A 20,942-nucleotide genomic window follows, 5' to 3' on the forward strand; every position below is an offset into this window, starting at 1 on the left:
TATGATTAATGATGGCGATGCTCGCCCTCTTTAATCTCTTCTATGAATTTTCGATTAAAAGCCTCTAAGTCGGCTGGGCTTCGGCTTGTAACTATGCCCTCATCAACACACACCTCTTGATCAACCCAATTAGCTCCTGCATTGATTAAATCAGTTTTAATACTTGGGTATGAGGTTACTTTGCGGTCGCGTAGTTTATTAATTTCGGCTAATAACCATGGGCCGTGGCAAATCGCGGCGATGGGCTTGTTTTTACCGGCACTGAAAAAACCATCAACAAAGGCTTTTGCTTCGCTATCTTGACGTAACGTATCTGGGTTAAATAAGCCACCAGGCAGAAGTAACGCGTCATACTCAGCAGAGTCTGCTTCGCTGACTACACGGTCAACACTGACTCGCTCACCCCATTGGTTTTCATCCCATGCGGTGATATCGCCACGCTCAAGTGACACAACTTCGACAAGTGCACCCGCTTCTAATAATGCGCTTCGTGGTGACAATAGCTCGCTTTGCTCAAAACCATTGGTTGCAAGAATAGCAATCTTTTTACCATTCAGTTGGCTATTTAAATTTGACATGTTATCTCCTTATTTAGGTAAACCTAAATGATTAACAGCATACAACATGCCAAACTTAATAGATTGAAAATATTGAATAAATTTTCAGGTGTTCTATTTATGCTCTGTAAATACTACAACAGCTTTGCAAATCCTGCTTATAAACCGTCTTTGAGTGCTTTAGCAGGTTTAAAAACTGGCTTGTTAGCGCCTTCTATTTCAATTTCTTCACCGGTTTGTGGGTTGCGTCCTTTGCGTGCTGGGTAATAACTCAGAGCAAACGTACCAAAGCCATTAATTTGCACTTGATCGCCCTCAGAAAGAGACTTTTCGATAGCATTTAACATGCTGGTTAAGGCAGCTTGAGTGTCTTTTTTTGTTAATTCACTGTGGGCAGCCATTTGCGATACTAACTCGGCTTTATTCATAAAAAGTGCTCCAAAATACGCCGCTTAATCATCTGAGGTTAAGCGGAAAAAGATAAGGTAAAACAACCTAAACGCAGGTTTAGGCCAGATTGGCTCGGGAGGCTAAGCTTTCAGGGCTGCTAAGTCAACCTTGTATCTTGCACGATAACTTGATACAACCCAGTATCTTTTTATATTAGAGCATTTATAAATTTATGCATGCGATTATTGAATACATCCCGCTGATCCTGTTTTTTGCGGTTTTCAAGTTAGTTGATATTTATTGGGCAACAGCCTTGCTGATGCTAACCACCTTAATTCAAGTTGCTTACTGTTATTTTAAAGATGGTAAAGTGCCAACCCGTCACTGGGTGTTTTTTGCCATAGCGGTGGTGTTAGGTACCCTCACCTTAGTGTTCCACGACGAGCAGTTCGTAAAATGGAAAGCCACCATTGTGTATGCCATTTTCAGTGTTACTTTGCTGGTAAGCCGCTATGTACTTGGCAAAAACTTAGTGAAAAAAGCACTAAGCTCGATTTTAGAAAATGCCTCTGAGAGTAAACAAGAAATCAACGTACCTGAAGCGCTCTGGAATAAGCTTAACCTGTTTTGGGTTGCAGTGACTGCTGGTATCTCGGCGCTGAATATCTACATTGCCTATAACTTCTCGCTCGATTTTTGGGTTAACTTTAAAGTGTTTGGCTTAATGGGCATTACCTTTGTTTGCGTGTTAGCAACGATCATCACCCTATTCAAATACTTACCAGAAGATGACGAAGAGAAAGATCCAAAGCAATCTTAATGTCATAAATCTGTCGTCTTAGCTTGTTAGCGTAAGCAAAAAACACGCTGAGACGACATTGAACGCTAACCAATACCGCTGGCTTGAATTTACCCTCATATTTGTTTCTTTGCCGCTATTAGGCTTCTTTCTTCGTGCCTACCTCGCTAACTGGCTTATTCCTGCCCTTATTATTTTAATGGCCGTGTGCGGCATGTTGCTTTTATCTGATCCCCATTTTAAACGCTTTCGTTTAACAAGCCTTGGGCAATTTAGTGCGGTAAAACGTCGCTTATTTAGTTTCTTCTTTTTAGGGGCGCTATTCTCTGGAATGTTTTACGGGATCATGAATCAAGAAAACTGGTTTTCACTGCCACGAAACTCGTTTAACGATTGGCTAATGTTGTTATTGCTCTACCCTATTTTATCGGTGATGCCGCAAGAGCTGATTTTTAGAACCTACTTTTTCCATCGCTACAAACGCATTATGCCAAGTAAAACGGTGCGTATTATTGTCAGCGCATCAGTGTTTGCATTGGCGCATATTGTCTATGCGAATGTATTGGCCGTACTGTTGGCTTTTTTAGGGGGGCTGCTGTTTTCTTATACTTACGCGCAAAGCCGCTCAACCTTCGTATGTGTGATTGAACACAGCTTATGGGGACTTTGGATGTTTACCCTTGGCTTGGGTGATGTGCTCGATGCGGGGGCCTTTTAATTTAATAGGCATAAAAAAGCCGCGCAAAGTGCGCGGCTAAGTATTGAACTGGTCTTTAAAATCCGAAAATACTAAATGCAAAAAACTTAGTCGCCACCGTATTTACAAAGATTAGTAATAAAATGGCAGGGATAAACGTTGATAGTGAGAAGTTCACATACTTCTCTGTGAAGCTGCCAATATAGCCTTCACAGCCTTGGCTTAACTCTGCCGACAAGTTTGCTTTTTTCCAACGATACATAACGAATAAACACACCATTAAACCGTTAAGCGGTAAAATTGTGTCGTAAAACACATCATAAACAATATCAAATAAGCTCTTATCTGCACCGCCATAGCTAACAAACTTTGTAAGCGAGTCAACCATACCAAATGACATTGTACACAGCACAGTTAAAACACCTGTAGATAAAGTTAAGATAGCCAGTGCTTTTTTACGGCTAATACCTTTGCGGTCGCTTAAAGTCGCTGTTGGCACCTCTACAATTGATACAAGTGACGTAATTGCAGCAAAAAAGACAAGTAAGAAGAATACAAACGCAACAATTGATGCACCCACGTAGCCAATATCAGCTTGTAACGCTAATAAAATTTTTGGTAGGTAAACAAAAATCATCGATACTGACGAATCTGATAAATTACTAGGGTCAGTATCTGGGTTAAAACTGAAAATAGCTGGAAGCACCATTAGACCAGCAATAAATGCCACCATCGAGTCAGTAACTGCAACCATTTTTGCACTACCAACAATGTCATCTTTCTTAGAAATATACGATGCATAGGTCATTAAGATACCCATACCCAGTGACAACGAGAAAAACGCTTGAGCTAATGCACCATTTAATACGCTGGCATCCATTTTTGAAAAGTCAGGAACAACATAGTACTTAACACCGGCCATTGCGTTATCAAGAGTTAGTACGTATACAACCAACGCGGTGAGTAGTACAAATAAAGCTGGCATCATAAACTTAGCCGCTTTTTCAATACCTTCTTTAACACCGCCCACTAAAATCAAGTTAACGATGATGGCAACCACGGCCATATAACCAAACACGGTGTAGCTATTGATAAAGGTGCCAAAATTATCCGGCTGCGCCAAGGCATCTAGATTACCAAAAGCGGTTTGCGATAAATAACCGAAAATCCATACCGTGATCACCATGTAAAAAACAGCAATCATAAATGGCGTTAATACAGCTAAAAAGCCAGCAAAGTTCCATTTTGGATCATTACCCGCTAAAAATTTGTATGAACCTAGTGGATCTTTTTGCGCTTTACGACCCATGGCCATTTCAGCCATCATCACTGGCAAACAGATAAAAATGACAAACAATGCATAGACTAAAAGGAAAGCACCACCGCCGTTTTTTGTGGCTGAAACAGGAAAACCTACTAAGTTTCCGATACCTACAGCAGAACCGGCTGCCGCTAAAATAAAACCGAGGCGGGAGCTAAAATGCTCGCGTTTTTCGCTCATTTAAAAACCTTATTATTATTTTCTCAACCCAGCGACTCTAACAGTGTTACACCGCGTATTTCAAGCTTTATAAGTTAAAGTTATATGGGTTTGTGTAAAGATTATTACGCGAATAATCTCTCGTCTATTGCTAAGAATATGCTACTATTTTTTAAAAATAACATTGAGAACACACCATGCTGTATATGATTTATTCAACGGATGTTGAAAATAGTTTAGAAGCTCGCAAATCTGCACGTCCTGCTCACTTAGCACGCCTTCAAGAATTAGACGATCAAAACCGTTTATTTACGGCAGGCCCATTGCCAGCCATTGATAGTGAAGATCCAGCTGACGCTGGTTTTACTGGTTCATTAGTGGTTGCTGAGTTTGAGTCGTTAGAAGCAGCACGTGAATGGGCTGCAAACGATCCGTATATTGCGGCGGGTGTTTACGACAACTCAGTCGTAAAACCATTTAAAAAAGTATTTGGTTAACCTCTGAACTTAACTGAATCAATAATTCAGTGTTTGTTCACGGCTTATTAACTAAGATTTGGCTATTGAATTACAGAATTTAACGTAATTACTTGAATTTTAGTTAATTGGTTAATTAAACTAAATGGGTCTGGTTTAGGAGTTCCCCGTCATGCGCATATTATTAGCCTTCAGTTTTAGTCTTTTATTTGCATTATCAAGCTTTCATGCTGATGCCAATAAGAAACAAGCCCAAGAGGTGACTAAAAAGCAGGCTGTGACGATCGCCAAAAAGTCTGAAGACGGCCGAACCCTAAAAATCACAGAGCAAGATAAAGTATTTACCGTAAGAATTTTAAAAACGAACGGCCACGTGGTTGATGTCCATGTGAACAAAAAGACTGGCGAAGTGAAAAAGGATTAAGAATGCGAATTTTAGTTATTGAAGATGATTTACACTTAGCAGATAACCTTCGTAATGCCCTAGAAAAAGAGCGTTACAGCGTTGACCTTTGTCACGATGGTGAAGCTGGTTTATTCCATATTACCGAATACCCGCTAGATATGGCGGTAGTCGATTTAGGCTTACCTAAAGTTGATGGTATTGAACTAATTACCAAAGCACGTGCACAAGGTATTACCATTCCTATTTTGATTTTAACGGCACGTGACCGTTGGCAAGATAAAGTAGAAGGCTTAGATGCAGGTGCAGATGACTACCTAACTAAACCTTTCCACGTTGAAGAGCTAATTGCCCGCTGTAATGCGCTTATCCGCCGTAGCGCCGGTAAAGCAAACCCAGAAATGACAGCTGGCCCTATTAAAATTCATACTCGCTCACAGCAAGTATGGGTTAACGATAAAGAACTTAGCTTAACGGCATACGAATACAAAGTTTTAGAATACCTAATGGTTAATCCACAAAAGGTAATTTCTAAATCTGAACTAACTGAGCACATTTACGACCAAGACTTTGACCTTGATTCAAACGTAATCGAAGTTTTCGTATTGCGTTTACGTAAGAAGCTTGACCCTGATGGTACCCTTAACCCAGTAGAAACATTACGCGGCCGTGGTTATAGGCTTAAAAGTCAGTGGTAGCATCGCAAATACCGCTTAAAGTAAGGCAAGGATTTATCCTTGTCTTTGTTTTATTAGTCGCCCTACCAATTCTGTTTTTCTCAATTGGTAAGGCTTACTACGCCTCTTTGGTCGAAGCGACCGAAAAAACCCTCGAAGCTCACTTATATTCATTAATTTCTGAAGTTGATTTCACTGAACGTGGCATTGTTATGCCTAGCACCATCTTAACGCCAGAGCTAAATCGATTAAACTCAGATACCTACGCGATGGTTTATCGCGGTGACTTACCAGTTTGGTATTCTGAATCGGCTACTAATATCAACTTTATTCCTGATAACTTTGAAGCCCCAGCTGGCTCTGCGGATTTTCGTCGTGTTGAATACAACAATACCGTGTACTGGCAGTTAACCCTTACCGTTATTTTAGAAAACATTGATCAATCTGAGCATGCACGTTTTATCCTATTAAAGCGTAATGATGCCCTACTGAGGTTGATGGATGGCTTTAAGCAGACACTCGTAAATTGGATGTATGTCATGGGAGTGTCCATTGCTGCACTCATGGCGATTGGTTTTGTTTGGAGTGCAAGACCACTGCAACGACTCGATAAAGAAATTAAAGCCATTGAGTCGGGTGATAACCAACAAATTAAAGGTCTTTACCCGGTTGAACTACAAACTATTAAAGCCGATTTAAACTTATTGCTTGAATCGCAGCAACGCCAAAAAGAGCGTTACCGTGCTTCGTTGAGCGACCTTGCTCATGCATTAAAAACGCCTTTGGCAGTGCTTAAATCAAGCCCTTTAGCCAATGATGCGGATGCACAAGAGCAGCTAGACCGAATTAATGTGATGATCGAACACCAGTTAAAGCGCGCTGCAACAGGTGCGTCTGACACATGGAAGAAACAAACTCATATCAAGCCTGTTATTGACTCAATTATAAGCGCGATGAGCAAGGTTTATCGCGACAAAGATATTATATTTACCTCAGAGGTTAGTGAAAAAGACTATTTCTTGGGTGATAAAACAGATTTGATGGAACTACTTGGTAATTTAATCGATAATGCCTGTAAAGCTTGCCGTTCACAGGTCGATATAAAGGTTAAGCAGAACAAAAAGTTAACCCTCAGTATAAGTGATGATGGCCCAGGTGTCCCTGAGCACAAGCGTGAATCATTACTGACTCGCGGTACCAGACTCGATACCTATGAAAGCGGCCACGGTGTCGGCATGGCTATCGTGTCGGATTTAGTCAACTCGTATAATGGCACCTTAACCATTAAAGATGCAGAGAAACTAGCCGGTGCTGAGTTTATATTAGAGTTTAATTACCATGATAAAAAATAAAACATCAATACTCGTTAAGGGCAGCTTTCTAGCTTTAATTGCGAGTGCATCGCATGCTCAAGCAGAGCAAACGTGTGAGCTTGCTAGCAACAATACCGATGACACCAAACGCTATATTCAATGTCTTGATCAAGTTATCGCCGATCTGCAGCGTGACCAAAAGATGTGGATTAATAAGCTCACTATGGATCTTGAGAAAATCAAAGAGGATAGCGGTAACAGCCAATTGCTACCGATTTTTAATCGCAGCATCAAGAACCAAGAGCGTTATTTAGAAGACAGCTGTCGTTGGCGTTATCTACAAAAAATGCCAAATAGTACGAAAGCCGCTATTGCCTACAAGCAATGTGAAATTGAGATCCTAAAAAACCATGTGCAGGTTTTACAGCGACCTCTAAAGTAATAGCAACTCACAGATTCTCATGGACAAAAAGGCGCTTAAGCGCCTTTTTATACCAATTCGCTTAATTAAGTGGTCTATTTTGAGGCAAGAAAACCTCGTTGATAGCAAGGCAAAAATTTCGTTATTTAGTTGTTCTAAATCAGAAATTTTTAACGCAGATAGCGACAGGTTTAATCCCTCAAAATGATTAAGTATTATTGCGGATTGGTATTACTCTTCAAGTTTTAGCTCTTCGCCATTGCCAAGCAAGGTAGCTAACCATCGCCCTTCTTGACTAGTCTCTAAGGCTATTTTAACTATCATGGTTAATGGGACTGACAACAACATGCCCACGGTCCCCATCAGCCAGCCCCAGAATATTAACGATAAAAACACCACCAGCGTCGATAAACCCAACCCTTTACCCATAAAGCGCGGTTCAACAATGTTACCCATGACGGTGTTAATAACCAAATATCCGCCAGCAATAAACCCTGCAACCAGTGGGCCTTGAGTTATCAAAGCAAGTAACACAGGAGGCACGGCAGCAATGATAGAGCCTATGTTTGGAATGTAATTAAGCATGAACGCCACTACACCCCAAAGTACAAAGTAATCAACATCAAGTGCCCACAGCATAAAGCCTGCAAGCATACCTGTGCCTAAGCTAACCAGCGTTTTAATAGCCAGGTAAGAATTAATTGAATCTAAAAAGCGATCAACCTGCTGCATTTTCATTTCAGGATCATCAAGTGCTAAATGCACTTTTTTACTCAGCATAGGTCCTTCAAACAACATGAATACCACGGTTAGGATGATCAAAAACAAGTTAGCCATCACGCCACCGAGGCCTGTGAGCATGTTGGTTGCAACATCAATCATTTTGCCCGGATCGAATAAAGAAATAATCTGTTCTTTATCAATCAGGATGTTATAACTCGCTGCAACATTAACCACCCAGACAAATTCTTCTTTTAGTTGTGCTTTGTACTCAGGCAGCTTTTCAGAGAAATCGGTCATCGATTGCCCAACCAACCCGGCAAGGCTTATCCCTACACCGACAATCATCAACATCACAAATACAACAGCAATGCCTTTAGGGATACCGTATTTGGCAAAGAAACGAATTAAGGGATTACAAATAATGGCAATAAAGGCTGCCAATACAAATGGGATAACAATCACACTTGCAGCTTTAATACCAGCTAAAACAACGACTAAAGCAGCAAATATCACTAAACTTTTATTTACACCAGTCAGGCTCGACAAAATAAAATCCTTGTTAGTTTTTTTATCAGTGTAAGTGAAATACGTCGCAAAATAAATCACAAAGCTGCTGGCACAATTAATGCTTTTTATACGTGCATAATTTGAACAATTTATGATACATATAAGTAAGCGTGCTTTAAAAGGAGCTTTATATGGCACATTTATCCGAACAAGAACTCTCTTTTTTCAACCGTTTATTCGAGGCTGAACGGACTGATAGCGATCCAACCGATACAAAAATGTCTGTTAGGCTTAATTTGCCTGATAAATTAAATGGTTTACTTACCAATGCCAAACTGACACTGCTTGCTGAAGTGGGGATTTATCAATTGTGGTTTCCTCTTGAATTTACCAAGGACGAGAATGGTCAGCTGATCCCTTTACTTAGCGCACCAGAAGTAATAGACACCAAAGGCATCGAACGCAGCTGGCGTACGCCTGATCTCGAAATTCACACAGAGCAATTTCAGATACTGTCTTTATCAAGCACAGGCGTGTTACTCAAGCCAAAGCGTCAAACTCCTATTCTCAATAAAGAAATACTGTTGGTATTTAATTTACCGAGTGAAGAACAGGTTATTCTTAGCGTAAAGCCAATAAGAACGACCAGCAAAGGAATTGCCGGAAAAATAGTGAAAGTGTGCCAAGGTGAAGATGCACTTCGTAATTACTTATTTGAGACCCATAAGCACCATCATGCAAAGCTGTACGAGCAAGGTAACTTTACTACTGAGCTTATCTAGTTGCAGCAGCTTAACAGCTTAGATAAGCTTGGCGTTTTGCAGCAAGTCACAACAAGGTATTTTATGAGTTACCCTATAGGAACCCCTGGTAGGCCGTGGAACAAAGAAGATAAGAAAGCATGGTTTGAATTACAGTCAGTAAAGCGTAGCTATTTAGATGATGTTGTATCGCAACTAGACTCTTTAACAAGCGATTTCAATATTGAGCAATATGGCGCATTAAGTTACGACAGCGACAAATACCCTCTTTACATTTTAAAGAGCAAACAATGGCAAGCTGATAAACCTGTTGTGCTGGTTACCGGTGGTGTTCATGGTTATGAAACAAGTGGCGTGCATGGTGCTTTAGCGTTTGCTAAGAGAAGTGCCAAAGACTACTTTGCTGATTTTAATATTTTAGTGGCTCCGTGTATCAGCCCTTGGGGATATGAAACGATTAACCGCTGGAATCCAAATGCCACGGATCCAAATCGCTCTTTCTATGCAGATAGCCCCGCTGAAGAGTCTGCAGCAATTATGCAATATTTAGCCGATAACACTATTGCACCTTATGTGCATATTGACCTACATGAAACGACAGACACTGATAATAGTGAGTTTCGCCCTGCTCTAGCAGCACGTGATGCAAAGACCCACGATAACTGGAACATTCCTGATGGCTTTTATCTTGTCGCTGATAGTGAGCGTCCGCATGATGCATTTCAAACAGCGATTATAAAATCAGTTGAGAAAGTAACCCACATCGCACCAAGTGATGAAAATAACCAATTGATTGGCGTACCACAAACTCAATTTGGTGTAATTAATTACCAAGCGAAAAAACTGGGGTTATGTATGGGCTTAACCGATGCAGAATATGTCACAACAACAGAGGTTTACCCTGATAGTCCACAAGCAAATGATGACATTTGTATTGATGCACAAGTAGCCTCAATTAGCGGTGCTCTAAATTACATTGTTAACAAATAGTTAGCTATACTTTAAAAAGGGAGTGGATTATTTATTCACTCCAATGCAAAATAATTAGATAGGATTCACATAAAAATAAAATTAATGAAAAAGTTATGTTTTTTGAAATTTGTATACTAAATAACTAGACACATACATAGAATTGTATAAAATTCGCGCTCTTTTTAAGTTCAAAAGGAAGCAAATTGGAATTTAAGAATCACTATGGCAGTGTCAGGATTATTACTGAAGGTCCAATTGTTATTGGGCAGTTTTCTGGCAATATTAACGCTCGTTTAGTCAATGACTTTGCAATCAATTTAAAAAAGCATATTACTGCTTTCGCTGGAAAGCCGTGGGCGTATATTAGTCATTCTACCCATTTACTTGCTACCACCCCTGATGCAGAACGTGGTTTTACTCAATTATTCCGTGCCCTGCAAGGCACTAACTGTATAGCAACCGCTTATATGTTTAGCTCGTCTATTGTGCTTAATCAAATGAAACGCATCATTGCACAAGCACAATCTCCAATTCAAATAATGGACTGTTTATTTGATGATTTAGACAGCGCTAAAGCTTATGTGCTAAAGCAGCTCGAATTTGCAGAAATGGCTTGTTAAAAACAAGCCATTTTCGTTTCTAGAGCCGTGATTGAGGTTAATCTCGGTAAAACTTAGTTTCTTTAGTTATTGCGATATCAGCATCTTCTAATGCTTGAATGTGAAAACTAATAGGCGTTACTTTTGACTTTAACTCGTAGCCATCAGCAACCACAGTGACAGGCACACGTTTCATCTGACCTGCTTCAACAGTTATCTTTTCAGGCACCTGTAAGCTTGCTTCTGCAATACCACTTATACCGATTGAATAGCTCAAGCTATGCTGTGTTTTGTTGATAATTGATAAAGTATATGGGTTTTCTACTAAACCTTCAAAATTAACACGATACAGGGAATTACGGTCACGAATGACAGAAGCCTCAATAGGTGTACGCATTGCCATCCACACAACCATGCCCACGACAAACAGCGCCGTTAAACCGCCATAGCCAAGCAGTTTTAATCTAAATGGGTTGGTCGTTTTGCCTTCCATTTGTTTTTCTGAGGCGTATTTGATCAGTCCTTTTTGATAGTTGAATTTTTCCATAGTGCTATCACACGCATCAATACATAAGCCACAGTTTATGCATTCATACTGCAAGCCATTACGAATATCGATACCCGCTGGGCATACTTCAACACATAGGTTACAGTCTACGCAGTCACCTAAGCCTAATTCTTTAGGGTCGGCTTTACGCTTACGCGCACCACGAGACTCCCCTCGCGCTTGATCATAGGTAACAACTAACGTGTCTTTATCAAACATCACTGATTGAAAACGCGAATATGGGCACGCCACTGTACACATTTTTTCACGTAAGAATCCCGCATTACCATAGGTACAAAACGCGAACAAGAATACCCAAAAGCTGACGATACCAGACATTTCTAGGGTAAATAAGCTCATGTATAGAGACTTAGCAGGAATGAAATAAGCCATAAATGACATAGATGTAAGCAATGAGATCACCAGCCAAGCTGCATGCTTAGTGATTTTCTTTTGCCATTTACTTACTGACCATTGAGCTTTATCAAGTTTAATACGCTGATTACGGTTACCTACAACTTTGTGTTCGACCCAAGTAAACATCAGCATCCAAATTGTTTGAGGGCAAGTGTAACCACACCAAACACGCCCTAACCAATTAGTGACGAAAAACAATGCAAACGCCCCTGTCATAAATAACATAGCTAAGATCATAAAATCTTGTGGTAACAGCGTTAAACCAAACAGGGTAAATTTTTGGCTGGCTACATCGAGTAATACGGCTTGGCGGCCATCATAGGGGATCCACGGAATGGCGATGAACGTCAGCATCAGCACCCAGCCTAAGTAACGGCGGATACGTTGGAAATACCCCTTTTGCTCACGAATATAAATTGGCCCTTCTTGGTTGTAGGGCTTGATGATTAAGTCTTGCTCTTTAATATCAAATTTCATTTTGCTACTTACTTTTGTGTCGGTAATAGCCTGACAGAGCAACTATCAGGCCAACACAAAATAAAAATAAGTTATTGATATTAAATGATTAAATTTACATTCAAACAACTGAAAGCACGATATATCGCGAGTTATCGCGATATTTCACGATTTAGCGCTTTATCGCTAGCTTTTTCATTTTTGATCTAAGGGTACTTTCGGGAAGTCCCAGCAAGATTGCAGCACCATTTTCACCTGATATTTGCCCGTTACAGCGTTTTAGCACCTCACAAATATGCTGCTTTTGTACTGCATCAAGAGAAACCACCTGCTCATTTGATTGCTCGTTACTCAAAGGTGCTGAAAGCTGCAGTACAGTTTGCTTAGACAGAATTGCTTCACGTTCTAGAATATTTTGTAGCTCACGAATATTACCTGGCCAATCATAATTCGCCAGTTTGGTGAGTGTTGCTTTGCTAAGCCCTTTTAACTGTTTACCTAAGCGCTTGTTCAGCTGCGTAATAATATTTGCTGCGAGGAGTGGAATATCTTCCTTGCGCTCACGAAGTGCAGGCACACGAATGGGAAACACATTTAAGCGATAATACAAGTCCATTCGAAAGCTGCCCTGCTCAACCATTTGCCACAAGTTACGATTTGTTGCAGCTAACACTCGGATATCGACTTTTAAAGTTTGACTACCACCGACACGCTCAAACTCTTGCTCTTGTAGTACCCGCAGTAATTTACTTTGCGCCTCTAATGGCAGCTCTGCAACTTCATCTAAAAATAAAGTGCCTTTATCAGCCAGTTCAAAACGCCCTTTTCTGCGTTCATTAGCGCCAGTAAACGCCCCTTTCTCATGACCAAATAACTCAGATTCAATTAAGTTGGCGGAAAACGCCGCGCAGTTTACTTTTATGAAAGGTTGCTCAGCACGATTGCTCAAGCGGTGAAGGTTTCGTGCCACCAGCTCTTTACCCGTGCCGTTTTCACCTAAAATCAAAACCGTACTATTAGTTTGGCTTACCAAGGTAATTTGCTCGAGCATACTTTGAAATGAATGACTTTGCCCAACTAAGCCAGAGTCTTGCCAATCTTCGTTTAACTCTGAAATAAGGTAAGCATTTTCAGCTTGAAGCTGCTCAGATAGGTGCTGAACTTGTGCTAAGGCATCACGCAACGCCGCTTCTGTTTGCTGCTGTTTTGATACATCGCGAAAAATCGCGACTGCTCCAATCAAGGCACCATTTTTATAAACTGGCGTTGAAGTATACTCAACAGCAAAATAGCTTCCATCTTTACGCCAGAATACCTCATCGTTTACATGACGGTGTTTGCCATCGAACATAGTGCAATATATTTGGCATTCATCTGCAGGATATGGCGAGCCATCTTTACGAGTATGGTGATGATATTGATGTATTTTTTTACCAAGGAGTTCGTCTGCTTTCCAGCCTGTCATGCGCTCAGCGGCAGGGTTTACAAAAACTGCATTACCCGATAAATCGAAGCCATAAATTCCCTCGCCAACGGCGTTTAGCAATAACGTGGGGTCGTTTAAAAATTCCTTGATCATAGTAATCACTCAATTCGCGAAATATCACGAGCAATTATGACAAGGTTGAACATGCTTAACAAGCAATCATAAAAAAAGCGACTAGAAGCCGCTTTAATATATCGTATGGGTTTACAGTGTAGGCACTAAGATAATTTCGCCCTGAGATACTTTCATATCTAATGGTAATTTGCTCAATAGTGCAACTTTAGGGTCGTTCATATTTAACTTATAGACAGGATTAACCGCTAAAAAGCCGTTAATCACTTGCATTGCCTGATCATCTAATAAGTTTAAGCTGCCCTTGAAACCCGCGGTGTCGATTGTTGTATCAACCAGTTTTACATTACGTAAAAAGACCGCTTTTTTCTCGCTGTCATAAAATGGGCTACCTTCGATTTGTAGCTTTAAGCGTACTGGATACTTAAGCGCAAACGCTTTGATGACGGCACTAGAATCGGCCCCTAAAACCACCACATCACGTTTATCTGGGCCAACATTGACACTCAGGTCGTTTACCGCAAAATCAACTGGTAAGCCCATCAGCTTAATCTGTTCACTTAGTTTTGGTAATTGATTAGCAAGGGCTGCTTCAATTTCAGAATTGGTAAACGAGTAAACAGACATCCCTTGATCTGTCGTTTTACATGCCCCTAAAAATAAACAGGTAAGTAGTAATAAAATTCTCATTGTTTTCCTCAAAAACACACGGAAAAAAACCGCTTTAAAAAGCGGTTTTATTCGTTAAATTGCAAATATTGCTTTAAGCCTTGCTAGTGTGTCAGCTGAAACTGAACCCTCACTGACTGCAAGTAATTGCTTTAAGTAATAATAAACATCTGCCTGTTCGCCACGGTGTTTATCATCTAACATCGCAACTTGCTCTGTCATACGTAACTGACTATCAGCCGATTCTACGCCTGCCAGAATTTCGATACGGGTTAACAGCTGCGCAGCGTTTAGCTTAGTTGTTAATGAAGCTTGAAACTGCGAAGGCAGTTCGCTGTTGCTTTCAAGAGCAGCAAATAAAGCCGTTAATTTAGACTGCTCTGCTTGCTTACTAATTAGCGCTGATTTTTCACTAATCGCTGCCTCTAACTGAGTCACGCGTGCCGATAACGCTTTTGAGTATTCAAGCTCTGCTAGCTTCACTGTTAAATCTTTAAGCTGTGCAAGATGCACCACGGTCTCAAGTGCAGACTCAAGCTCACTTAACTGCTGTGCGGCAACTTCGTCATTTTGTTGCTGTACTTGCTTTTGCTGTTCAAACTCGGCACTGCGCTTAGCAAAAGTCTCGTCATTAACTCGTCTGAATTGCTGCCACAAGGTGTTTTCTGCTTTCATTCCTGCAAAGCCAATAGTCTGCCAAGTTTGTTGAAGCGCTTTTAGATCTTGGCACGCAGCAGCTAAATCATCACTTTGTGATAACTGTGTTGCTTGCTCAACAAGTGCTGCTTTTTGTTCAGCATTTGCTTTATGAAATGCAGCAAGTTGACCTTGTACTTGTGATTGTGCAGCTTTAAATTGCGTTTGTAGTTCACGGTATGTTTTAGGATCGACATTACCTGCAGAACGCCACGCTTTTGCGGTACGGTTGAACTTGCTTTCAAACTGCTTCCAATCAAACTCATCAGAAGAGCTATCAAGCTCTGTTAACTGCTGCATTTGCGAGATTATTTCAACGCGCTGTGCTTTAGCTTGCTCACGTTGTTGCTCTTGCTCTGCGAAATACTCACGACACGGCGCAAACAGTAATTCAATTTGTTGATCGAATAACTCGCCTTGTTGCTTTTCTGCATCAGTATCTAAACGCCCTAACTCATTCCAACGACGACGTAACTGTTTAACATGCTCTGCACGTTGTTTAGGGTCAGTACACTCGGTTGCAACAAGTTCATTTACTTCAACGAGTAGCGCATCACGCTTTGGTGCCGATGCGTATTTTTGCCAATCTTTTGCTTCTGCTAGTTGCGCTTCTAAATCAGCTTTAAGGCTATTTAATGGCTGTTTGTAATAGTCTGTAAGTGTTGCGTATAGCTCTTCAAAACCTTTAAACACACCAAAGGCAACATTAAAGCGACCTTGCTCAATTAAGCGTTTTACATCACGAGCTTTACGCTTAGCTGTTTGTTGATTTTTCTCAAACTTATTCGTCAGCGGTGCCATCGCTTGCTGCCAACTGTTTACTGTTTCAGCTAAATTTGCTTTAAAGCGACCTTGTAAACGACTAGGAATACTTGCCAGCTTTTTGCGTGCTAATTTTTGCTGTTGCTCAAACTGCTGTTTAAGACCGTCAAACTCGCTTTCGTCTTCAGTTGTCGCAACGATATTTAATTGATCAAATGTCTCTTTAAACTCAGCAATAGCACTAACCAGTTGCGGTAACTGCTCAACTTGGTTAAATAAATTTGTTAAATGTTGTTTTACATCACGCACAGTTTGGTTATCAGCTAAGTCCGCCTCTGCTAATGCATCTTTTGCCTCTGCAACTTTTGCCTCGAGCCAATCTTGTTGAATTTGCTCTGGCGTTTCTAAGCCTAATTGCAATGCATTTTCAATTTCTTCGCCAATTGCTTCAAGGCTTGCAAGTGCCAATACCTGACGTTGTTGCTCAGCTAACGCTTGCTGCGCTGCTTCATGCTCTTTACTTAAAACTGCAATGTGCGATTCAAGCTTTTGCGTAATCGCTGAATATTTCTTATCTAACGTGCTTACTTGCTCATCGCTCAGCCATTTTAGTTCGATAGCTTGCCACTGCTGTAATAACTCAGCATGTTGCATCGACACTAACTGAAAGTCATTTTTATCACGAAGCGCATTAAGCTTTGCTAATACCACACGTGTATCAGCTTCTACTTTGGCAGGCATTTCTATCGCTAAGCGTTCATTGTCAAGATGAGTCGCCAGTTGGGTATGCGCCTTACCTTTTGCATGCTTTAATAGTGATTTAGCAAGTTGATGATTAATCACAAGCTCAACAAGTTGCAATTGCAGCTCTTCACGGCCTTCTTTAAAAGCTTTATCAATTAAGCTTGGGTTTGCTAAACGCTTAAGTAACTTAACGCGAACTTGAAGTTCTTTTTCTGCAAAGGCGAGTTTCTCAAGAGTTTTGACAGGTGCGTAACGCTCAATAAACTCATTTTTGATATTTGCATCTAGTTGGCTGTCGGTATTTAAAACTGCTTGATTGATATGCTGCTCAGCAAGGTCTTTCAGTGCTTGGTCTTGCTTGTATGCTTGCCACCATAAAACGATATCGTTCACTTTGTTTAATGCTTTTTTGCGGATTTCAGCTGAGCTGTCTTCAAGGGCAATGCTATTTAAGATGCTAAGGTCACGCTCTGTATCAAGACGTTCAACCGCAGCTAAACGGACTTGGTTTTTAGGGTGCTTCCATTTTGGAGTAAACAGGTGTTTAAAGATCATTTTCACTAAACCTAGCTATTTCATTTTCTGATGCGAATTCTTTTTGCAATTGAGCTTTGCTCTTTTGCACCATTTCACCATTTGCGCCAATGGTAAACTGCTCATTGCTTTGCGAAACTTTAGCCTGATAAAGCATCACGAGTTGAACGGTTTGTTGTTTTTGCTCCTCAGTCAAAGGAGTGCCGTCTGGCCACTTACCCGTAGAGGCACCATACTGAAGACGTTCAAATACTTCTGGGGTGATATTTTTAACGATGTGATCAATATTCATGTTACTTTTTCTTTTTTAAAACAACTAAATAGATGCGGCTTACAAGATACCACACAAAACCTACTGCCATTGCCGATGTATAGGCATACCACTCAAGAGACTTTGCTTCGGGGTGCATAAAGTAATAACAGAAAAAGCCCCCTAAAAATAAAATCAGTGCGAGGAAAGACTGATTCATAAACTTTTGTTGTCTACGAATGCGCGTTTCTTTTTGCATTTGCTGCAATTGCTCATTGCTTAGATCGGTGACTTGGCATTCACAATGCGGGCATTGCTTATGTTTGTCAGATATTGATTTTGCACACTGCGGGCAACTAATAATCGCCATATCTTTCTCCATACTACGCATAAAAAAGGCGCCTTTAGGCGCCCTTTATTGTACTTGTTTTATGAGTCGATGTCTTTTTTGAATTTCATTCATTTATGAAGATTCGAAAACCTGCACAACTAAATTCACCGTAAAAACTCAAAAAAACGATTTATTGTTTCTGTTTCGCCTTTTCAGCTAGACGCTTTTCCCAGAAAGTCGCATTTTTAATGCCTAATTTAACTGGATCAAAAGTGATTTCACCACCGGCTTTCTTTTGATCTTCGTAATCACGTAGACAGTTAAGTGCAGGTTTTGCGACAAAGAAAATAGCCAAAATACCCACAATATTGATCCAGGCCATTAAGCCTACGCCAATGTCACCAATATTCCAGATGTAACCTGAGTTGTTTACCATACCGTAAGCCACCATAAACATGATGACAAACTTCACAACAACCAACGGAATATTGCCTTTGAAATAACGGTTTAAATAAGCAACGTTCGTTTCAGCAATATAGTAATAAGCAAGAATTGTAGTAAATGCGAAGAAGAATAAAGCAATACCAACGAATGCTTCACCAAAGCCACCAAATACGCTAAATAATGCCATTTGTGTAAAAGCAGCAGAGCCTACTTCAGTTGCAGCATCAACGTTTTGCACAATGAATTGACCTGCAGGTAACTCACCCACAATGTTGTATTGTTTAGTGATTAGAATCATTAACGCTGTTGCTGTACAAACAAAAATGGTATCAACATAAACAGAAAATGCTTGCACTAAGCCTTGTTGAGCTGGGTGATCTACCTCGGCAGCTGATGCTGCATGCGGACCCGTACCTTGCCCTGCTTCGTTTGAGTAAATACCACGTTTAACACCCCAACCAATAGCAGCACCAAAGCCTGCTTGCGCGGTGAATGCATCAGATAAGATCATTGAGAAGATACCTGGCACTTTATCTAGGTTTAAGAACACCACGATTAACGCTAACACGATGTAACCTAGCGCCATAAATGGCACCACAATTTGTGTGAAGTTTGCGATACGTTTAATGCCACCAAAGATGATAAATGCAAGCACAATTAAGATGATTGCAAGAGCAACCAACTTAAAGCTACCTACTTCACCAAAGCTGGTGCTAACCAATGTGCCTTCACCAAAAACTTGTGTGAATGCATTACCTACCGCATTCGCTTGAACGCCCGGAAGGAATACACCACAAGCAATAATCGCCGATACTGCAAATAATACGGCTAACCACTTTTGCTGTAAGCAGCGGTCGAAGTAATATGCTGGGCCACCGCGATATTGACCGTCTTCTTCTGATTTATAAATCTGACCAAGTGTTGACTCGGCATACGCAGTACTTGCACCAAGAAACGCAACTATCCACATCCAGAAAATCGCACCCGGACCACCAAAGCCGATTGCTGCAGCAACCCCGGCAATATTACCTACACCTACACGGCCTGATAACGAAACCGCTAGCGCTTGAAACGAAGAAATACCCGTATCTGAATTATTAGAGCTAAGTAATAATTTACACATTTCTTTAAAATGTCTAACTTGTGCGAATCGGGTTAAAACGGAATAAAACAGACCTGCGCCTAGACATAAATAAATGAGTGCATCACTCCAAATTATGTCGTTAACGGCGCTTACTAAAGCTTCCATGGATATCCTCTATGATTATATTTTTTATTGTTAGTTACGATACTCAGCGTGAGCTTGTGAGAATGCGCGACTCGATAACTGTGAGAAATAAAAATGAAATTTTGTTACTTCACAGCTGAATATATTGGATATTAACTTAAACCAACCAAGTTTGTTAACAGTTAATTTTCAATATGATAAATGTACCTACTAAATTAACATTCGATGCATCCTGCTCTGCACCGCTGCTTTTTTAACTTTCATACCAATTTGTTTAATTAAGTATTTTTGCAAATTGGTATCAGATACAATTACGGGCATCAGTTTTGCTGATGCCCGTAAGGGTCGTTATCTTAATTTATCAACCACGTTAACAATAGCCGCTAACGTATCTTGACCAAATTGATACGAGCGACGATCTGACCAGCCATAATCTGGATCTGGTAAATCATCGTTATCTTTAAATGGCATCTCTACCGTGTACGCTAATGCATTAAATTCATGCGCGACAGCAGAAGAACCGACAGTTAAGTTAGCCTGGCCCGGCTCATCTTTTGGATAACCATGTTCGTCTTGGAACTCAGGCGTCACAGTTAAAAGCGCAGCTTTAAAGCTATCTTCTAACTCTTTTAAGCGATCATCGTAGCCCGGGATACCTTCACTACCCGCAACAAAGTTATAAGGAATTGCTTCGTCACCATGAATATCTAAGTGCATATCAAGGCCAGTTTCTCGCATTTTGTTAAGCACTAAGAAAACTTCAGGGCTATTTTCCATGCTCGGTGTTTGCCATTCACGGTTCAAGTTAACGCCTTTAGCGTTAGTACGTAGGTGACCACGCACACTGCCATCTGGGTTCATATTTGGCACGATGTAGAATACCGCTTTAGATAATAGTGCCGCTGCATGTGGGTCTTCATCATCAAGTAATTTATGAAGTAAACCTTCAACGTACCACTCAGCCATAGTTTCGCCTGGGTGCTGGCGCGCCGTGATCCAGATTTTTTTCTTCTCACTGCTAGGAATACCCACACGTAAAACACTCATGTCACGGCCATCAAGGGTTTCGCCTAATGTTTCTAATTCACAGGCATGTTGGCTTTGTGCCCATGCTAGTAAATCTAAGTGACGGTCATAGCTGTATGGCGCAAAGTAAGCAAAGTACATGCTGCCGCACTCAGGCTCTACTTCAAATGATAGTGTGCCGTTTGCGTACTCAGATGGGACACGGAACCAAGTTTGACGGTCGTATGATGCAACCGCATGGTAACCTTCCCAGCCATCAGGGTATGCTGAGTTCTCTAGGTTATTAATGTGTAATTTATGGTTTTGAAACGCAGTTGTTTCAAGACGAAAGTGAAACCACTGGAAAAAATCAGACTGATTGTCTTTATTGATTTCTAATTGAATATTCAGTGGATCAACGGCTTCAATAACCTTGATATTACCACTGTCAAAATTGCTGGTGATTTTCATTCTATAAACCTATTGGTTAAAAATAATTCTTAGCTATTCGCTTGTTAGTTCAGAA

Annotated in this window: 22 protein-coding genes; 10 read left to right on the forward strand and 12 right to left on the reverse strand. The window is 40.7% G+C overall.

The features are described from left to right. Window positions 1-5 precede the first annotated feature (5 nt). Window positions 6-578, reverse strand: a complete 573-nt coding sequence (locus tag L1272_RS04585) for a type 1 glutamine amidotransferase domain-containing protein (RefSeq protein ID WP_054552914.1) — start codon at window positions 576-578, stop codon at window positions 6-8. Window positions 579-715: 137 nt separating this feature from the next. Further along, window positions 716-985 carry an HU family DNA-binding protein gene (locus L1272_RS04590; RefSeq protein ID WP_138602350.1) on the reverse strand — a complete coding sequence of 90 codons (270 nt, stop codon included), beginning with the start codon at window positions 983-985 and terminating at the stop codon, window positions 716-718. Window positions 986-1,179: 194 nt separating this feature from the next. Between L1272_RS04590 and L1272_RS04595 the strand changes: the two genes are divergently transcribed. Next, the gene (locus L1272_RS04595) at window positions 1,180-1,767 is read left to right on the forward strand and encodes an inner membrane-spanning protein YciB (RefSeq protein ID WP_054561224.1); all 588 of its coding nucleotides are present in this window, start codon (window positions 1,180-1,182) and stop codon (window positions 1,765-1,767) included. Window positions 1,768-1,825: 58 nt separating this feature from the next. Then, window positions 1,826-2,464 carry a CPBP family glutamic-type intramembrane protease gene (locus L1272_RS04600; RefSeq protein ID WP_054552911.1) on the forward strand — a complete coding sequence of 213 codons (639 nt, stop codon included), beginning with the start codon at window positions 1,826-1,828 and terminating at the stop codon, window positions 2,462-2,464. Between the two features lie 55 nt (window positions 2,465-2,519). Here the strand turns inward: L1272_RS04600 and L1272_RS04605 are convergent, their stop codons facing one another. Beyond that, a complete protein-coding gene (locus L1272_RS04605) occupies window positions 2,520-3,944 on the reverse strand; it encodes a sodium-dependent transporter (protein WP_054552910.1) in 1,425 nt (474 codons plus the stop codon). Window positions 3,945-4,120: 176 nt separating this feature from the next. Between L1272_RS04605 and L1272_RS04610 the strand changes: the two genes are divergently transcribed. The 5 genes from L1272_RS04610 (at window position 4,121) to L1272_RS04630 (ending at window position 7,234) form a co-directional block, all read left to right on the forward strand. Next, window positions 4,121-4,420, forward strand: a complete 300-nt coding sequence (locus L1272_RS04610; RefSeq protein WP_054552909.1) for a YciI family protein — start codon at window positions 4,121-4,123, stop codon at window positions 4,418-4,420. A gap of 151 nt (window positions 4,421-4,571) precedes the next feature. Further along, window positions 4,572-4,823, forward strand: a complete 252-nt coding sequence (locus L1272_RS04615) for a PepSY domain-containing protein (protein WP_054552908.1) — start codon at window positions 4,572-4,574, stop codon at window positions 4,821-4,823. Between the two features lie 2 nt (window positions 4,824-4,825). After that, window positions 4,826-5,500, forward strand: coding sequence for a response regulator transcription factor (locus tag L1272_RS04620; RefSeq protein WP_054552907.1), 675 nt, complete (start codon window positions 4,826-4,828; stop codon window positions 5,498-5,500). Beyond that, window positions 5,494-6,831: an ATP-binding protein gene (locus L1272_RS04625; RefSeq protein ID WP_054552906.1), complete on the forward strand. Its 1,338-nt coding sequence runs from the start codon at window positions 5,494-5,496 to the stop codon at window positions 6,829-6,831. Before L1272_RS04620 ends, L1272_RS04625 begins: the two co-directional genes overlap by 7 nt. After that, the gene (locus tag L1272_RS04630) at window positions 6,818-7,234 is read left to right on the forward strand and encodes a hypothetical protein (protein ID WP_138602354.1); all 417 of its coding nucleotides are present in this window, start codon (window positions 6,818-6,820) and stop codon (window positions 7,232-7,234) included. The genes L1272_RS04625 and L1272_RS04630 overlap by 14 nt, the downstream gene beginning before the upstream one ends. 210 nt (window positions 7,235-7,444) lie before the next feature. On the opposite strand, the gene L1272_RS04635 is transcribed toward L1272_RS04630, so the two are convergent. Beyond that, window positions 7,445-8,482, reverse strand: a complete 1,038-nt coding sequence (locus tag L1272_RS04635; protein WP_054553083.1) for an AI-2E family transporter — start codon at window positions 8,480-8,482, stop codon at window positions 7,445-7,447. 152 nt (window positions 8,483-8,634) lie between these two features. Between L1272_RS04635 and L1272_RS04640 the strand changes: the two genes are divergently transcribed. From L1272_RS04640 to L1272_RS04650, 3 genes are all read left to right on the forward strand, one after another. Continuing rightward, on the forward strand, window positions 8,635-9,225 hold the full coding sequence (locus L1272_RS04640) for a hypothetical protein (RefSeq protein WP_199529898.1): 591 nt from the start codon (window positions 8,635-8,637) through the stop codon (window positions 9,223-9,225). Between the two features lie 63 nt (window positions 9,226-9,288). Continuing rightward, the gene (locus L1272_RS04645) at window positions 9,289-10,194 is read left to right on the forward strand and encodes a M14 family metallopeptidase (protein WP_199529897.1); all 906 of its coding nucleotides are present in this window, start codon (window positions 9,289-9,291) and stop codon (window positions 10,192-10,194) included. 185 nt (window positions 10,195-10,379) lie between these two features. Continuing rightward, a complete protein-coding gene (locus L1272_RS04650) occupies window positions 10,380-10,796 on the forward strand; it encodes a hypothetical protein (RefSeq protein ID WP_054552903.1) in 417 nt (138 codons plus the stop codon). 37 nt (window positions 10,797-10,833) lie between these two features. On the opposite strand, the gene ccoG is transcribed toward L1272_RS04650, so the two are convergent. The 8 genes from ccoG to L1272_RS04690 all read right to left on the reverse strand — a co-directional run bounded on the left by ccoG (window position 10,834) and on the right by L1272_RS04690 (window position 20,887). After that, the gene (gene ccoG / locus L1272_RS04655; RefSeq protein ID WP_235372849.1) at window positions 10,834-12,216 is read right to left on the reverse strand and encodes a cytochrome c oxidase accessory protein CcoG; all 1,383 of its coding nucleotides are present in this window, start codon (window positions 12,214-12,216) and stop codon (window positions 10,834-10,836) included. Window positions 12,217-12,367: 151 nt separating this feature from the next. Then, window positions 12,368-13,774, reverse strand: coding sequence for a sigma-54 interaction domain-containing protein (locus tag L1272_RS04660; protein WP_199529813.1), 1,407 nt, complete (start codon window positions 13,772-13,774; stop codon window positions 12,368-12,370). Between the two features lie 111 nt (window positions 13,775-13,885). Beyond that, a complete protein-coding gene (locus L1272_RS04665) occupies window positions 13,886-14,443 on the reverse strand; it encodes a DUF1439 domain-containing protein (RefSeq protein ID WP_166340678.1) in 558 nt (185 codons plus the stop codon). A 54-nt stretch (window positions 14,444-14,497) separates the two neighbouring features. Next, on the reverse strand, window positions 14,498-17,179 hold the full coding sequence (locus L1272_RS04670) for a DUF349 domain-containing protein (RefSeq protein WP_235372850.1): 2,682 nt from the start codon (window positions 17,177-17,179) through the stop codon (window positions 14,498-14,500). Continuing rightward, window positions 17,169-17,450, reverse strand: a complete 282-nt coding sequence (locus L1272_RS04675; RefSeq protein WP_054552899.1) for a YeaC family protein — start codon at window positions 17,448-17,450, stop codon at window positions 17,169-17,171. The genes L1272_RS04670 and L1272_RS04675 overlap by 11 nt, the downstream gene beginning before the upstream one ends. Before the next feature lies 1 nt (window position 17,451). Then, window positions 17,452-17,778, reverse strand: coding sequence for a hypothetical protein (locus L1272_RS04680; RefSeq protein WP_054553080.1), 327 nt, complete (start codon window positions 17,776-17,778; stop codon window positions 17,452-17,454). 151 nt (window positions 17,779-17,929) lie between these two features. Beyond that, window positions 17,930-19,432, reverse strand: a complete 1,503-nt coding sequence (locus tag L1272_RS04685) for an alanine/glycine:cation symporter family protein (RefSeq protein WP_054552898.1) — start codon at window positions 19,430-19,432, stop codon at window positions 17,930-17,932. A gap of 327 nt (window positions 19,433-19,759) precedes the next feature. Beyond that, window positions 19,760-20,887: a M14 family metallopeptidase gene (locus L1272_RS04690; protein ID WP_054552897.1), complete on the reverse strand. Its 1,128-nt coding sequence runs from the start codon at window positions 20,885-20,887 to the stop codon at window positions 19,760-19,762. Window positions 20,888-20,942 lie beyond the last annotated feature (55 nt).

The organism is Pseudoalteromonas sp. PAST1, assembly GCF_021532515.1.
GTDB lineage: Bacteria > Pseudomonadota > Gammaproteobacteria > Enterobacterales > Alteromonadaceae > Pseudoalteromonas > Pseudoalteromonas simplex.

Excerpts from the sequence above, each read along its gene's own strand:
- L1272_RS04585 (WP_054552914.1), bottom strand. The coding sequence starts at position 578 with ATGTCAAATTTAAATAGCCAACTGAATGGTAAAAAGATTGCTATTCTT.
- L1272_RS04590 (WP_138602350.1), bottom strand. The coding sequence starts at position 985 with ATGAATAAAGCCGAGTTAGTATCGCAAATGGCTGCCCACAGTGAATTA.
- L1272_RS04595 (WP_054561224.1), top strand. The coding sequence starts at position 1,180 with ATGCATGCGATTATTGAATACATCCCGCTGATCCTGTTTTTTGCGGTT.
- L1272_RS04605 (WP_054552910.1), bottom strand. The coding sequence starts at position 3,944 with ATGAGCGAAAAACGCGAGCATTTTAGCTCCCGCCTCGGTTTTATTTTA.
- L1272_RS04610 (WP_054552909.1), top strand. The coding sequence starts at position 4,121 with ATGCTGTATATGATTTATTCAACGGATGTTGAAAATAGTTTAGAAGCT.
- L1272_RS04615 (WP_054552908.1), top strand. The coding sequence starts at position 4,572 with ATGCGCATATTATTAGCCTTCAGTTTTAGTCTTTTATTTGCATTATCA.
- L1272_RS04620 (WP_054552907.1), top strand. The coding sequence starts at position 4,826 with ATGCGAATTTTAGTTATTGAAGATGATTTACACTTAGCAGATAACCTT.
- L1272_RS04630 (WP_138602354.1), top strand. The coding sequence starts at position 6,818 with ATGATAAAAAATAAAACATCAATACTCGTTAAGGGCAGCTTTCTAGCT.
- L1272_RS04640 (WP_199529898.1), top strand. The coding sequence starts at position 8,635 with ATGGCACATTTATCCGAACAAGAACTCTCTTTTTTCAACCGTTTATTC.
- L1272_RS04645 (WP_199529897.1), top strand. The coding sequence starts at position 9,289 with ATGAGTTACCCTATAGGAACCCCTGGTAGGCCGTGGAACAAAGAAGAT.
- ccoG (WP_235372849.1), bottom strand. The coding sequence starts at position 12,216 with ATGAAATTTGATATTAAAGAGCAAGACTTAATCATCAAGCCCTACAAC.
- L1272_RS04660 (WP_199529813.1), bottom strand. The coding sequence starts at position 13,774 with ATGATCAAGGAATTTTTAAACGACCCCACGTTATTGCTAAACGCCGTT.
- L1272_RS04665 (WP_166340678.1), bottom strand. The coding sequence starts at position 14,443 with ATGAGAATTTTATTACTACTTACCTGTTTATTTTTAGGGGCATGTAAA.
- L1272_RS04670 (WP_235372850.1), bottom strand. The coding sequence starts at position 17,179 with ATGATCTTTAAACACCTGTTTACTCCAAAATGGAAGCACCCTAAAAAC.
- L1272_RS04675 (WP_054552899.1), bottom strand. The coding sequence starts at position 17,450 with ATGAATATTGATCACATCGTTAAAAATATCACCCCAGAAGTATTTGAA.
- L1272_RS04680 (WP_054553080.1), bottom strand. The coding sequence starts at position 17,778 with ATGGCGATTATTAGTTGCCCGCAGTGTGCAAAATCAATATCTGACAAA.
- L1272_RS04685 (WP_054552898.1), bottom strand. The coding sequence starts at position 19,432 with ATGGAAGCTTTAGTAAGCGCCGTTAACGACATAATTTGGAGTGATGCA.
- L1272_RS04690 (WP_054552897.1), bottom strand. The coding sequence starts at position 20,887 with ATGAAAATCACCAGCAATTTTGACAGTGGTAATATCAAGGTTATTGAA.